Origin of the sequence: Yonghaparkia sp. Root332, assembly GCF_001425665.1 — a bacterium.
In the GTDB taxonomy this organism is placed as follows: Bacteria; Actinomycetota; Actinomycetes; order Actinomycetales; family Microbacteriaceae; genus Microcella.
In genome coordinates this window covers 1,049,998-1,062,876 of sequence record NZ_LMCX01000001.1, presented here as the reverse complement: position 1 = coordinate 1,062,876, position 12,879 = coordinate 1,049,998, and the positions used below count along the sequence as shown (strand labels likewise).

The 12,879-nt window shown below is 71.9% G+C and carries 15 protein-coding genes; 6 read left to right on the top strand and 9 right to left on the bottom strand.

Annotated features, from left to right (window positions below; translation table 11 throughout):
• Positions 1–14: 14 nt before the first annotated feature.
• Positions 15–353, bottom strand: coding sequence for a hypothetical protein (locus tag ASC54_RS05155; RefSeq protein WP_055856797.1), 339 nt, complete (start codon positions 351–353; stop codon positions 15–17).
• Between the two features lie 135 nt (positions 354–488).
• On the opposite strand from ASC54_RS05155, the gene ASC54_RS05150 reads away from it, so the two are divergent.
• Complete coding sequence (locus ASC54_RS05150; RefSeq protein ID WP_055856799.1) at positions 489–932, top strand: nitroreductase family deazaflavin-dependent oxidoreductase; 444 nt, start codon at positions 489–491, stop codon at positions 930–932.
• A 7-nt stretch (positions 933–939) separates the two neighbouring features.
• Here the strand turns inward: ASC54_RS05150 and sufU are convergent, their stop codons facing one another.
• Positions 940–1,410 carry a Fe-S cluster assembly sulfur transfer protein SufU gene (gene sufU, locus ASC54_RS05145; protein WP_055856802.1) on the bottom strand — a complete coding sequence of 157 codons (471 nt, stop codon included), beginning with the start codon at positions 1,408–1,410 and terminating at the stop codon, positions 940–942.
• Positions 1,407–2,729: a SufS family cysteine desulfurase gene (locus ASC54_RS05140; protein WP_055856805.1), complete on the bottom strand. Its 1,323-nt coding sequence runs from the start codon at positions 2,727–2,729 to the stop codon at positions 1,407–1,409. The genes sufU and ASC54_RS05140 overlap by 4 nt, the downstream gene beginning before the upstream one ends.
• A gap of 250 nt (positions 2,730–2,979) precedes the next feature.
• Between ASC54_RS05140 and ASC54_RS05135 the strand changes: the two genes are divergently transcribed.
• Positions 2,980–3,720: a LuxR C-terminal-related transcriptional regulator gene (locus ASC54_RS05135; RefSeq protein WP_055856808.1), complete on the top strand. Its 741-nt coding sequence runs from the start codon at positions 2,980–2,982 to the stop codon at positions 3,718–3,720.
• An 85-nt stretch (positions 3,721–3,805) separates the two neighbouring features.
• On the opposite strand, the gene ASC54_RS05130 is transcribed toward ASC54_RS05135, so the two are convergent.
• From ASC54_RS05130 to ASC54_RS05115, 4 genes are all read right to left on the bottom strand, one after another.
• On the bottom strand, positions 3,806–5,179 hold the full coding sequence (locus ASC54_RS05130; RefSeq protein WP_055856811.1) for an NAD(P)(+) transhydrogenase (Re/Si-specific) subunit beta: 1,374 nt from the start codon (positions 5,177–5,179) through the stop codon (positions 3,806–3,808).
• The gene (locus ASC54_RS05125) at positions 5,176–5,490 is read right to left on the bottom strand and encodes an NAD(P) transhydrogenase subunit alpha (protein WP_055856814.1); all 315 of its coding nucleotides are present in this window, start codon (positions 5,488–5,490) and stop codon (positions 5,176–5,178) included. Before ASC54_RS05125 ends, ASC54_RS05130 begins: the two co-directional genes overlap by 4 nt.
• Entirely contained in the window at positions 5,490–6,662 is a 1,173-nt protein-coding gene (locus ASC54_RS05120; RefSeq protein ID WP_055859107.1) for a Re/Si-specific NAD(P)(+) transhydrogenase subunit alpha, read from the bottom strand. The genes ASC54_RS05125 and ASC54_RS05120 overlap by 1 nt, the downstream gene beginning before the upstream one ends.
• Before the next feature lie 156 nt (positions 6,663–6,818).
• A complete protein-coding gene (locus ASC54_RS05115) occupies positions 6,819–9,191 on the bottom strand; it encodes an excinuclease ABC subunit UvrA (RefSeq protein ID WP_055897084.1) in 2,373 nt (790 codons plus the stop codon).
• Between the two features lie 51 nt (positions 9,192–9,242).
• Here ASC54_RS05115 and ASC54_RS05110 point away from each other — a divergent pair, with 51 nt between their 5' ends.
• Both ASC54_RS05110 and ASC54_RS05105 read left to right on the top strand, forming a co-directional pair.
• Positions 9,243–9,797 carry a dihydrofolate reductase family protein gene (locus ASC54_RS05110; RefSeq protein ID WP_055856819.1) on the top strand — a complete coding sequence of 185 codons (555 nt, stop codon included), beginning with the start codon at positions 9,243–9,245 and terminating at the stop codon, positions 9,795–9,797.
• Between the two features lie 205 nt (positions 9,798–10,002).
• Positions 10,003–10,671 carry a peroxiredoxin-like family protein gene (locus ASC54_RS05105; protein ID WP_055856821.1) on the top strand — a complete coding sequence of 223 codons (669 nt, stop codon included), beginning with the start codon at positions 10,003–10,005 and terminating at the stop codon, positions 10,669–10,671.
• 56 nt (positions 10,672–10,727) lie between these two features.
• Here the strand turns inward: ASC54_RS05105 and ASC54_RS05100 are convergent, their stop codons facing one another.
• Positions 10,728–10,952 (bottom strand): SCO4848 family membrane protein, encoded by a 225-nt coding sequence (locus ASC54_RS05100; RefSeq protein WP_055856822.1) that lies wholly within the window; start codon positions 10,950–10,952, stop codon positions 10,728–10,730.
• Positions 10,953–11,037: 85 nt separating this feature from the next.
• Here ASC54_RS05100 and ASC54_RS05095 point away from each other — a divergent pair, with 85 nt between their 5' ends.
• The gene (locus ASC54_RS05095) at positions 11,038–11,556 is read left to right on the top strand and encodes a hypothetical protein (protein ID WP_055856826.1); all 519 of its coding nucleotides are present in this window, start codon (positions 11,038–11,040) and stop codon (positions 11,554–11,556) included.
• Complete coding sequence (locus ASC54_RS05090; RefSeq protein WP_055897081.1) at positions 11,553–12,002, top strand: hypothetical protein; 450 nt, start codon at positions 11,553–11,555, stop codon at positions 12,000–12,002. Before ASC54_RS05095 ends, ASC54_RS05090 begins: the two co-directional genes overlap by 4 nt.
• Here the strand turns inward: ASC54_RS05090 and ASC54_RS05085 are convergent.
• On the bottom strand, positions 11,951–12,877 hold the full coding sequence (locus ASC54_RS05085; RefSeq protein WP_369813317.1) for a formylglycine-generating enzyme family protein: 927 nt from the start codon (positions 12,875–12,877) through the stop codon (positions 11,951–11,953). The two genes, ASC54_RS05090 and ASC54_RS05085, sit on opposite strands and share 52 nt — an antisense overlap.
• Positions 12,878–12,879 lie beyond the last annotated feature (2 nt).

Sequence of the window (12,879 nt, the reverse complement as noted above, 5' to 3'; positions counted from 1 at the left end):
CTACGGGCGCCGTCTCACTCGTAGACCTTCACGACGAGCCAGCGCGAGGGGTCTCCGCCGTCGCGGAGGTCGAGGATGCAGCTGCGCCCGTCGTCGGCCGTGGCCTGCAGGCGCCAGCCGGTGCACTCGCGCGGCGCCCGATCGAGAGCGAGGGCATCCGGATCGAGGCGGCGCCACCACGCGACCGGCTCGGTGATGACCGTGGGGCGATCGGTGACGCGCCACCGGGAGCCCTGCCAGATCAGGCGGATCGGGCGGCCATCGGCGTCGCTCCAGACGACGGCGGGCTCGAGAGCGGCGGCGCGCTCGGCGGGGAGCACGGCGGGTGACGGGGTGGGAGCAGGAGCCGGCACGGCTGCCTCCTTCATCGGCTCGTGCGCTCCGGCCCGCGCGACTGATGGGATCACTCGAACATACGTTCGAGTGCCGACAGTACGCCTCGCGCACGCGACACGCCAAGAGGCGTCCGTCGGCGTTAGCCTCGAGTCATGCCGCTGACCGGAGAGTACGCACCCAGCACGTCCGAGTGGGCCCGCGAGCAGGCGGAGCTCTACGAGCGCACGAACGGCCTGGAGGGCAACGACCTCCGCGGCCGGCCCATCATCGTCCTGACCACGCTCGGCGCGTCGACCGGCAAGCTGCGCAAGACCGCGCTCATGCGCGTCGAGCACAAGGGCGACTACCTCGTCGTCGCGTCGAAGGGCGGAGCCCCCGAGCATCCCGCCTGGCACGGCAACCTCGTCGCGCACCCGCTGTGCGAGCTGCAGGACATGGCCGAGAAGCGCGACTACCGGGCCCGCGAGCTCGCCGAGGGCCCCGAGCGGGCGCTGTGGTGGGAGCGCGCCTGCGCCGTCTGGCCCGACTACGCCGAGTACCAGAAGAAGACGGAGCGGCGCATCCCGATCTGGGTGCTCGAGGCCGTCGAGGGCTGAGCCGCGCCTAGCGGCCCTCGCCCGCGCGCCGCACGAGCAGGTCCTCCGCCGCGACCCACGCGAGCATCGCGCACTTCACGCGCGCGACGTACTTCGAGACGCCGCTGAGCGCCGCCGCGTCGCCGAAGCGCTCCTCGTCGAGGGCGATCGCCCCGCGCGAGCGGAGCGCCTCGCGGAACTCCGCGATGAGCGCCGTGAGCTCCTCCGGCGTCCACGCCGCGCCCTCGGCGGCGCTCTCCTCCGCGAGGGTCGCCAGGAGCGAGGCGCTCGCCTGCGAGATCGAGCACCCGCTCCCCTCCCACGCGACGTCCGCGATGCGATCGCCCGCGGCATCCCACCGTAGGGCGAGCGTCACCTCGTCGCCGCAGACGGGGTTCCGCTGGTGGCTCGTCTTCTCGCCCGCGGCGAGGTCGGTGCCGTGCGGGTGCTTCGCGTGATCCATGATGATCTGCTGGTACAGCTGCTCGAGACCGCTCATGCTCCCGCCCCCTCGCCGAGACCGAAGAACGGGCGGATGCCCGCCACTGCGTCGATCGCGCGATCGAGCTCGTCCTCCGTCGTGTGGATGCCCGCGCTCAGCCGCAGGCTCGCGCTCACGCCGAAGCGCCGGTGCAGCGGCTGCGCGCAGTGGTGGCCGACGCGGGCCGCGATGCCGCGGTCGTCGAGCACCTGGCCCGCATCGTGCGCGTGCACGCCGTCGACGACGATCGAGGCGAGGGCGACGCGCGGCGCGGGGTTGTCGGCGCCGAGGATGCGCACGCCGGGCACGCGGGCGAGGCCGTCGAGCAGACGCGCGGCGAGCACGTGCTCGGTCGCCGCGATGCGCTCCATCCCGACCTCCTCGACGAAGCGGATCGCCGCGGCGAGCCCGACGGCCTGCGAGAGCCGGGGCGTCCCCGGCTCGAAGCGGTGGGGCGCGGGCAGGTACTCGGCGCGCTCCATCGTGACGGTCGTGATCATCGACCCGCCGTAGAGGAACGGGGGCAGCGCGTCCAGCAGCTCGGCGCGGCCGTAGAGCACGCCGATGCCGGTCGGCCCGTAGAGCTTGTGGCCGCTGAAGACGGCGATGTCGACGTCGAGCTCGCGCGGGCGCAAGGGCAGGTGCGGCGCCGACTGGCACGCGTCGAGCACGACGAGCGCGCCGACCGCGCGGGCGAGCGGCACCAGCCGGTCGAGCGGGGTGACGCCTCCCGTGACGTTCGAGACGTGGGTGACGGCGAGCACGCGCGTGCGCTCGCCGATGATGCGCGCGGCGGCCTCGGGGTCGAGCCCGCCGTGGTCGAGCGCGGGGATGTACCGCAGCGTCGCGCCGGTGCGCGCCGCGAGCTCCTGCCACGGGATGAGGTTCGCGTGGTGCTCGAGCTCGGTGACGACGATCTCGTCGCCCTCGCGCAGGGCGAAGGGTGCCGCACCGGGGTGAGATCCGGCGCCGCGGCCCGGGCTCGACGCGCCGATGCTCGCCGTGCCGAGCGAGTACGCGACGAGGTTGAGCGCCTCGGTGGCGTGGCTCGTGAACACGATCTCGTCGTCGTCGACGCCGAGGAAGCGCGCGATCGCGCCCCGGGCATCCTCGTACGCCTCGGTGGCCTCGCCGGCGAGGGAGTGCGCTCCGCGATTGACGGCCGCGTTCGAGGTGCGCAGGAAGTCGCTCTCGGCGTCGATCACCGAGTCGGGCTTCTGCGCGGTGGCCGCCGAGTCGAGGTAGACGAGGGGATGCCCGTTGACCTCGCGACGGAGGATCGGGAACCGCGCGCGGATCCCCTCGATCTCGGCGGAGGTCAGCGGGGCGGCGAGCACCCCTCCAGGGTAGGCCGTGCCGCCGGGGAGCCGCTGCGCGGGGCGACTCCGCCGAGGTCGGTAGCGTGTTCGCTGCATGCCCTATCCGAGCGATTTCGTCAATCCCTACCGACGGAACATTCCATATGCTCGGATGACAAGGATGCACCGGCGGACAGCACCGCCCCGAACACCTTGAGAGACGATCCATGACGAGAGCCGCCTGCGTCGGCCCCGCCCCCCTCCCCGCGACCTTGCACCTCCCGACCCGATGAGGGAGAGCGACCTCCTCGACTGCCTCGCCGAGCTGGCGCGCATCTGCGCGAACCGACCCGACCGCGCGTCGTTCGCGTGCTCGCTCGTCCTCCAAGTGCTGCGACCCTTCGAGGCTCGGGCTGCAGGGGTCGGGATCGTCGACGGTCAGGGCTATCTGGACATGCGCACGATGTACGGGTTTCCTGCTGGCGCGCTGCGCGACGGCCCCCGCTATCTGCTGGACGACGATTACCCGCTACCCGATGCGGTGCGTCGCGGCGTCGCCATCGAGGGGACTCTCGATGACCTGGTCGACAGATACCCCGCGATCGGTCCTCTCGAGCTTCGGGGCAGGCACATGCTCCTCACTCCGCTGCTGTTCCGTGGGGCCACGATCGGCGGCATGGCGATCCTCATGGATGCCGCGCCCCGCCATGAGGAGAACCGCGTGTTCTGGAGCGCCGTGGCCGATCTGGTGTCGGCGACGATTTCGAGCGATGACCCCGCCCCCGTCGCGCCGCGCGACCGCCAACGCCGGAGCGCTCCACTGAGCGCCCGGCAGCGCGAGATCCTCGGGCACATGCAGCAGGGCCGCACGAACGGCCAGATCGCCCGCGCGATGAACTTCGGCACGTCGACGATCGGTCATGACATCATGCGCATCTTCGACGCGCTCGGGGTCGAGTCGCGGCGCGAGGCCGTGGCGGCCGCCGAGCGCGCGGGCATCCTCGCCCCGCGCGAGCAGCCGTCGCTCTGACTCGCTCGGATGCGACGACGCGCGGGGCTCCTACCACCGGAAGCCCCGCGCGTCGTCCGTCTGCGGGTGAACGTGCGATGCGGCGCTACAGCGCCTTCACCGCTCCGAGCACCTTCGTGAGCGATTCCTTCGCGTCGCCGAACAGCAGGGTCGTCTGCGGCTCGAACAGGAGGTCGTTCTCGATGCCGGCGAATCCGGGGCGCATGGAGCGCTTGAGGAAGACGACCTGGCGGGCCGAGGCGACGTCGAGGATGGGCATCCCGTAGATCGGCGACCCGGGGCTGGACTTCGCCGCGGGATTCACGACGTCGTTGGCGCCGACCACGAGGGCGACGTCGGCCGTCTTGAACTGCGGGTTGACCTCGTCCATCTCCTGCAGCACCTCGTACGGCACGTTCGCCTCGGCGAGCAGCACGTTCATGTGCCCGGGCATGCGGCCCGCGACGGGGTGGATGCCGAAGACGACCTCGATGCCCTTCGCCTCGAGCGTCGTCGCGAGCTCGGCCATCGTGTGCTGCGCCTGGGCGACCGCGAGGCCGTAGCCGGGCACGACGATGACGCGCTGCGCGTAGCCCAGCAGGATCGCGACGTCCTCCGCGCTGGAGGAGCGCACCGGGCGGTCGGAGGCGACCGTGGAGCCCGCCGTCGAACCGCCTTTGAAGGCCCCGAACAGGATGCCCGCGACGCTGCGCCCCATCGCCGAGGCCATGGCACGGGTCAGGATCGTGCCCGAGGCGCCGACGAGCGTGCCGGCGACGAGCAGGAGCGTGTTGCCGAGCACGAGGCCCGACGCTGCGACCGTCAGGCCCGTGAAGGCGTTGAGCAGCGAGATGACGATCGGCACGTCGGCGCCGCCGACCGGCAGCACGAACAGCACACCGAGCGCGAGGCCGAGCGCGAGCAGCACGTACGCCGCCGTCGGGTCGCTCGTCACGACGAGCCAGACGGCCGCGGCGAGCGAGGCGATCGCGACGATCGCCATGACGACCGGGCCGCCGGGGAAGACGATCGGCCGCGTCGGCATGAGCTCCTGGAGCTTCGCGAACGTGATGACCGAGCCTGAGAACGACACCGCGCCGACGAGCACGGTGAAGGCGACCGCGATGACCGCGCCGATGCCCTCGACGTGCGTGAGCTCGAGCAGCGCGACGAGCGCCGCCGCACCGCCGCCGACGCCGTTGAACAGCGCGACGAGCTGCGGCATCTGCGTCATGGCGACGCGGCGCGAGATCGGGGCGGCGATCGCCGAGCCGACGAGGATCGTCGCGATGATGAGCGCGACGTTGTCCAGCTCGGTCGACAGGAACACCGTGACGAGCGCGATGACCGCACCGGCGGCGCCGATGAGGTTGCCGCGGCGCGCCGACTTCGGCGAGCTGAGGCCCTTGAGGGCGAGGATGAAGCAGACCGCGGCGATCAGGTAGAGCAGCGCCGTGGCTTCGATCGAGAGGATGCTCATCGCGCGCCCTCCTCGGTGGTCGCCTTGGCAGGCTGCTTGCGCCCGCCGAACATCTCGAGCATGCGGTCGGTGACGACGAAGCCGCCGACGAGGTTGACCGTCGCGAGCAGGACGGCGATGAGCGCGACGATCAGCAGGCCGACGTTCTCGGCCTGGCCGGCGACGATGATCGCCCCGACGAGGATGATGCCGTGAATGGCGTTGGCGCCCGACATGAGGGGCGTGTGCAGGGTGCTCGAGACCTTCGAGACGACTTCGAAGCCGACGAAGACCGAGAGCACGAAGAAGGTCAGCAGGGTGATGGGGTCCATCAGTGCGCTCCCGTCGTTCCGGTCGAGGAGGTGGCGGCGGCCGCGATCGCGGCGGCCGTGGGCTCGTGGCGGACCTCGCCCGCGTGGGCGAGGCAGGCGCCCGCGACGACCTCGTCGTCGAAGTCGGGCGCGATGGCGCCCTCGACGGTCATGAGGCCGATGAGGTTGGCGATGTTCTGGGCGAGCAGGCGGCTCGCGTCGAAGGCCATGGTCGAGGGGGCGTCCTTCATGCCCACGATCGTGACGAACCCGCCGGGGACCTCGACGCGGACATCCTCGCCCGCGACGGCGCCCTCGACGTTGCCGCCGGTCTCGGCGGCGAGGTCGACGATGACCGAGCCGGGCTTCATGCCCTGCAGCATCGACGCCGTGATGAGGCGCGGCGCCGGCCGGCCGGGGATGGCCGCGGTCGTGATGATGACGTCGGCGTCGGCGACGTGCGGGGCGAGCAGCTCGCGCTGGCGGTCGGCGCGGTCGGCGGCGAGCTCCTTGGCGTAGCCGCCCGCGGCGTCGGCCGCGGCGTCGAGGTCGAGGTGGATGAACGTGCCGCCCATCGAGCGGACCTCATCGGCGGAGGCCGAGCGCACGTCGTACGCCGAAACCTTGGCGCCGAGGCGCTTCGCGGTCGCGATGGCCTGCAGGCCCGCGACGCCGGCACCGAGCACGAGCACGCGCGCGGGCGGGATCGTGCCGGCGGCGGTCATGTAGAGCGGGAAGAAGCGCGGGAAGCGCATGCCGGCCTCGAGCACGCAGCGGTAGCCCGCGATGAGCGACTGAGAGGTGAGGGCGTCCATCGACTGGGCGCGCGAGATGCGCGGGATGAGCTCGAGCGAGAAGGCGGTGACGCCCTGCGCGGCGAGCGCGGCGACACCCTCGAGCTCGGAGGCGGGCGATCCGAATCCGACCGTGACCGCGCCGCTCGGCAGCGCTCCGATCGTCGCGGCGTCGAGCGGGCGCACGTGGGCGAGGACCTCGACGCGGCCCAGGTCGACCGCGTCGACGAGCGTCGCGCCCGCGGCCTCGTAGTCGGCGTCGGCGTAGCCTGAGGCCTCGCCGGCCCCTCGCTCGATCGTGACGGTGAGCCCGTTCTTCAGATACTGCGCCGTCGAGGCGGGTGTGGCCGCTACGCGGCGCTCCCCCTCGATCGGTTCGCGGCGGACGGCGATGTCCATGCAGCTCCCTCGGTCGATGTGCTCGTAAAGCACGGTGGTGTTGACGAACTGTATCCACGCCGAGCGCACTTCTGGGCGTTCATTCTGGCTGAACAGCGTGAAGGAACGGCGGATCTTTCGGAAATGAGAACGCCGCGCGGTCTCCGGTGCGCGTCGTCAGCGGGCGACGTACTCGGCGAGGTGCTCGCCCGTGAGCGTCGCGCGGGAGGCGACGAGGTCCGCCGGCGTGCCCTCGAACACGACCCGACCGCCGTCGTGACCCGCGCCGGGGCCGAGATCGATGATCCAGTCGGCATGCGCCATGACCGCCTGGTGGTGCTCGATCACGATGACCGACGTGCCCGCGTCGACGAGCCGGTCGAGCATGCCGAGCAGCTGCTCGACGTCGGCGAGATGCAGGCCGCTCGTGGGCTCGTCGAGCACGAGCACGCGGCCGGTGTCGGCCATGGCCATCGCGAGCTTGAGCCGCTGCCGCTCGCCGCCCGAGAGCGTCGAGAGCGGCTGGCCGATCGTGAGGTAGCCGAGTCCGACGTCGACGAGTCGCTGCAGGACGGCGAGCGCCGCGGGCACGCGCGACTCCCCCGTCACGAAGAAGTCGACGGCCTCGCTGACGGGCATCGCCAGGACGTCGGTGATGTTGGCGCCGTTCAGGCGGTACTCGAGCACGGACGACTGGAAGCGCCGGCCGCCGCAGTCCTCGCACGGGGACGACACCGTGGCGAGCATCCCGAGATCGGTGTCGATCACGCCCGCTCCCTTGCAGGTCGGGCACGCGCCCTCGGAGTTCGCGCTGAAGAGCGCGGGCTTCACGCCGTTCGCCTTCGCGAAGGCCTTGCGGATCGGCTCGAGCATGCCCGTGTAGGTCGCCGGGTTGCTGCGCCGCGAGCCGCGGATCGCGCCCTGGTCGACCGCGACGACGCCCTCCCGCGGGCCACCGCCGTCGCGCACGACCGAGCCGTGGATGAGCGAGCTCTTGCCCGAGCCCGCGACGCCCGTGACGACGACGAGCACGCCGAGCGGCACGTCGACGTCGACCGACTGCAGATTGTGATCGGATGCTCCGCGCACGGCGATCGCCCCCGTCGGCGTGCGCACGCCGGCCTTGAGGGCCGCGCGGTCGTCGAGGTGCCGGCCGGTGAGCGTGCCGCTCCTCCGCAGCTCGTCGACCGTGCCCTCGAACACGATCTCGCCGCCCGCGGTGCCGGCGCCCGGGCCGAGGTCGACGACGTGGTCGGCGATCGCGATCGCCTCGGGCTTGTGCTCGACGACGAGCACGGTGTTGCCCTTGTCGCGCAACCGCTGCAGGAGCCCGTTCATGCGCTGGATGTCGTGCGGGTGCAGCCCGACGGTCGGCTCGTCGAAGACGTAGGTGACGTCGGTGAGCGACGAGCCGAGGTGCCGGATCATCTTCGTGCGCTGCGCCTCGCCGCCCGACAGGGTGCCGGCAGGCCGGTCGAGGCTCAGGTAGCCGAGCCCGATCTCGGTGAACGAGTCGAGCGTGCGGCGGAGGGTCGTCACGAGCGGCGCCACGCCGGGATCGTCGATCGCGGCGACCCACGCGGCGAGGTCGCTGATCTGCATCGCGCACGCCTCAGCGATGCTGACGCCCGCGATGCGCGACGATCGCGCGGCCTCGCTCAGGCGGGTGCCGTCGCACTCGGGGCACGTCGTGAAGGTGACCGCGCGCTCGACGAAGGCGCGGATGTGCGGTTGCATCGCGTCGACGTCCTTGCTGAGCATCGATTTCTGGATGCGCGGCACGAGGCCCTCGTAGGTCATGTTGATGTTGGAGACCCGGACCTTCGTCGGCTCCTTGTAGAGGAAGTCGGCGAGCATCTCGGGGCTGAAGTCGCGCACCGGGATGCCGCCGTCGACGAAGCCGGACTCGGTGAAGATGCGCACCATCCACCCGTCGGCGGTGTAGCCCGGCACGGTGATCGCGCCGTCGGCGATCGAGCGGCTGTCGTCGACGAGCTGGCTGATGTCGATGTCGGTCACGCTGCCCATGCCCTCGCAGCGCGGGCACATGCCGCCCAGGTACACCTCGTTCTCGATGACCGTGCGCTCGCCCGTCGAGCTCTCGCGCTCGCCGCTCACGCGCGTCGTCGGCACATTGAACGAGAAGGCATTGGGCGGGCCGATGTACGGCTCGCCCAGGCGGCTGAAGAGCACGCGCAGCATCGCGTTCGCGTCGGTCGCGGTGCCGACCGTCGAGCGGGAGTTCGCGCCCATGCGCTCCTGGTCGACGATGATCGCGGTCGTGAGCCCCTCGAGCACGTCGACATCGGGGCGGGCGAGGCTCGGCATGAAGTTCTGCACGAACGCGCTGTAGGTCTCGTTGATCATCCGCTGCGACTCGGCCGCGATCGTCGCGAAGACGAGACTCGACTTGCCGGAGCCCGAGACGCCCGTGAACACCGTGAGGCGCCGCTTCGGGAGGTCGACGCTCACGTCGCGCAGATTGTTCTCGCGCGCGCCCTGCACCCGGATCAGATCGTGACTGTCGGCGGGATGCTGCGCTGCGGTCATGGCGCGAGCGTAGTCCTGCACGCCGGCACGGGGCAGGGGTACCGTGTGCCCATGTCGCGCCTCGTGTACTCGGTCGCCTGCTCGCTCGACGGCTACAACTCCGATGCCGACGGAGGGTTCGAGTGGGCCTTCCCGAGCGAGGAGGTCGTCACCGCGATCAACGACGACATGGGCTCGGTCAGCACCTTCCTCTACGGACGCCGCATGTACGAGACGATGTCGGGCTGGGAGACCGAGCCGGCATGGGCGGACACCCCCGAGATGGTCCGGTTCGCCGAAATCTGGCAGCGCGCGGAGAAGGTCGTCTTCTCGCGCACCCTCGACGGCGTCGTCACCACCCGGACCCGGCTCGAGCGCGAGCTCACCGCGGAGTCGATCGCCCGCGCGCTCGACTCCGCGGCCGGGGACGTGACGATCGAGGGTCCGACTCTCGCGGCCCTGGCCTTCAGGCTCGGTCTCGTCGACGTCGTGCAGCTGCTCATCTGCCCCGCGGTCGTCGGCGGCGGCATCCGCGCCCTCCCCGATGACGTCCGCCTCGACCTGCGGCTCGTGCGCGAACGCCGCTTCGAGAACGGCATGGTGCAGGTGACGTACGAGCGCGCCTGACCGGCTGCGAGAGCGGCGCGGCGCGAAGCCGCTCGATGATGAGGCCCGCCCTCGCGACGCGAGCGCCTGCAGCATGACGATCTGTGACGCCGGATGACGGCGCGTAACGCCCCGCCTGGATCCCGCTCCGAAGCGCACGTAGCGTCTCGTCCACCCGCCTCTCCGATCGACGCCCGGGGCGCAACCGCTATCGACAGGAGCGAGCATGACCACCGACACCACGACCTCCACCATCGCCGACGAGATCGCCGCGTTCCTGCCGGGCTTCAGCGGCGCCATCGGACCGGAACTCTCCGCGGTCTTCGAGGGCGAGCAGGCCGACCTCCGTGCCGCGGGGGCACCGGCGGAGGCCGCTGTCGTCGGCGCCCCGCTGCCTCGAGTCTCGGTGCTCGACGCCGATGGCACTGCTCACGACCTCGACGACCTGCTCGGCGACGGAGTCGCGGTTCTCGTCTTCTACCGCGGGGCCTGGTGCCCCTTCTGCAACATCACGCTCAGGCACTACCAGCAGACGCTCGCCCCGGCGCTCGAGGAGCGCGGCGCGCGACTCATCGCGATCAGTCCCCAGAGGCCGGAGGGCACCGGATCGGCCGTCGAGAACGGAGAGCTCGGGTTCGCGGTCGTCTCCGACCCCGGCAACGCCCTCGCAGGCGCCCTCGGCATCGTCACGGCGCCGAGCGAAGAGGCCCAGCGCGCGCACACCGCCCTGGGGTTCGCCGTGAAGGACAGCAACGCCGACGACTCGCCGGCTATCCCGTACCCCTCCGTGATCGTGGTGGACGCCGATCGGCGCATCGCGTTCGTCGACATCAAGGCCGACTACACGCAGCGCACCGAGACTCCGGACATCCTCGCCGCCGTCGACGCGCTCTGACGAGAGCTCGACGCCCGGGACTCCGAGACGATCGGGTCCTGGGCGCGACCGTCGCTTCAGCCGGCGAGCAGCAGGACGGCCGCGATGACGGAGAGCACGGCGATCACGAGCGCGAGCGCGATGAGCACGACGTGCACGCGGAAGAACGCCGTGCGGCGCCCCGCGGCGTTCCTCGATCGCGGATCGGAGGCGATCCGCGGGTAGAACCGGGGCCAGGCCACGGCGTTGAACAGAGCGCCGAGCAGCAGCACGACCACGGCGGCGATCGAGGGGGCATCCATCGCCTCGAGGCTAGCCTGCGCGACCCTCGTCCCGCGTCGATCCGACGACAGGCCTCGTTCAGGACGATCGGGCTACCGTGGGGACGTGACCCGGGACGCAGATCTTCCTGACCGCGCGCACCTCAGCCGCGTCGTGCGCTGGTGGGTCCCCGCCGCCGCGACGGCGGTGCTCGCCATCGTGCTCATCGGTGTCGTCATCGGGCTCGTCCGGCCGCCCGGTCCGCTCGACGACCCGCGACCCGCGTACCAGCGCGACGGCATCCTCCGCGATGGCCCCGTCCTCGCGCGCGAGGTCGCCGGGGTGCCGTTCGGCGAGCGCACGGTCGTCCTGCTGTTCGAGCGCGACGCGCCCACCGGAGCGGAGTGGGAGGAGTGGCGGCAGGACGTTTCGGACGACGGCGTCGATCTCGTGCTCGTGCCCGCCAGCGTCGACGGGGCGAGCGCCCTCGCGGCGGCGGTCGGGATGCCCGTGCCCGTCGACGGCGGACCGCCCGTCGGATACGCCGTCGTCGACCCCGATCGCCAGGTGCGCTACGCGACGCTCGACCCGAAGTACCTGCTCAACGCCTTCGAGGTCGACGTCATCACGGGAGCGGTCTCGTGAGCGCGCGCGACCCGGGGTCGACGACGACCGCGCGCTCGTGGCATCCCCTCTCGCTCTCGATCCAGCTCGCCGTGCTCGTGCTCGCCGAGATCGCGCTGTTCCAGACGTACGGCGCGCACGACGCGCGGTTCCACTGGGCGGCGCACTTCCTCGTCGCCGTCGCGACCGCGGCCCTCGTCCTGCTCGCCGTCCTGCTCGTGCGCGGCTCGCCCGGGCGGTACCCGCTCCTGCTCGTCCTCGCCCTGCACCTGTTCGCGATGGCTCCCGACCTCATCTTCCGCGCCGGGGCCCCGCACGCGCTCTGGATGGACGTCTTCCTCGGGCACATCTCGGTGCACTACCTGCCGGGCGGCGACACCGCGGGGCTCGCGATCGCGCTCGTCGCGGTCGGCGCCTACGTCGTAGCGCTCACGCGCTGGCTGCGGGCCACCCGGAACCCCATGTGAGTGGTCGCCGAGTCGGTGGTCTGCCGGGTCCGCGCCGCCGGTCGGTAGCGCAGGCAGTACTCGGGGGCGCACAGGTGGGAGCCGCCCTTGGCGACGCGATCGTCGGTGCCCGGCGCGGCCGCGGGCGAGCATCCGCAGCTCGATGACGACGCGGGCGGCACCGCCTCGTGACGGTCCGTCCAGCGGGTCGACGTCCACTCCCAGACGTTGCCGGTCATGTCGAGCAGGCCGAATCCGTTGGGCGGGAAGCTGCCGACCGGCGACGTGCCGACCCAGCCGTTCGCGCCGGTGTTGCGCCACGGGAAGTCGCCCTGCCACGTGTTGGCCTTGAGCGCGCCGACGTGCTGCGGCTCCTCGCCCCACGCGTAGGTCGCGCCGTCGAGGCCGCCGCGCGCGGCGAACTCCCACTCCTCCTCGGTGGGCAGGCGCACGCCGGCCCAATCGCAGAATGCGAGCGCGTCCTCGAACGAGACCTGAACGACGGGATGCCCGTCGAGCGCCGCCGCCGGCGCCTCCGGCCCCCGGGGCGCGCGCCAGCTCGCTCCCGGCACCCAGCGCCACCACTGGCGCCAGTCGCGCAGATCGACGGGGCCGTCGGTCGGCGTGAACACGAGCGAGCCGGGCGTCGTGTCGAGATCGACGGCGCCCGGGAAGTCGGCGGGGTCGAGGGGCCGCTCGGCGGTGGTGACGTAGCCGGTCGCGGCCACGAACGCGGCGAAATGAGCGGTGGTGACGGGAGTGCGGGCGAGAGCGAAGGGGCCGACCTGCCGCCTCACCACGGGGCCCTCCTCCGGGTAGAAGTCCGTCGAGCCCATCGCGACGACGCCGCCATCGAGAGCGACGAGGTCGAGGTCGATTCCGAGGTCAGTGGCCACGG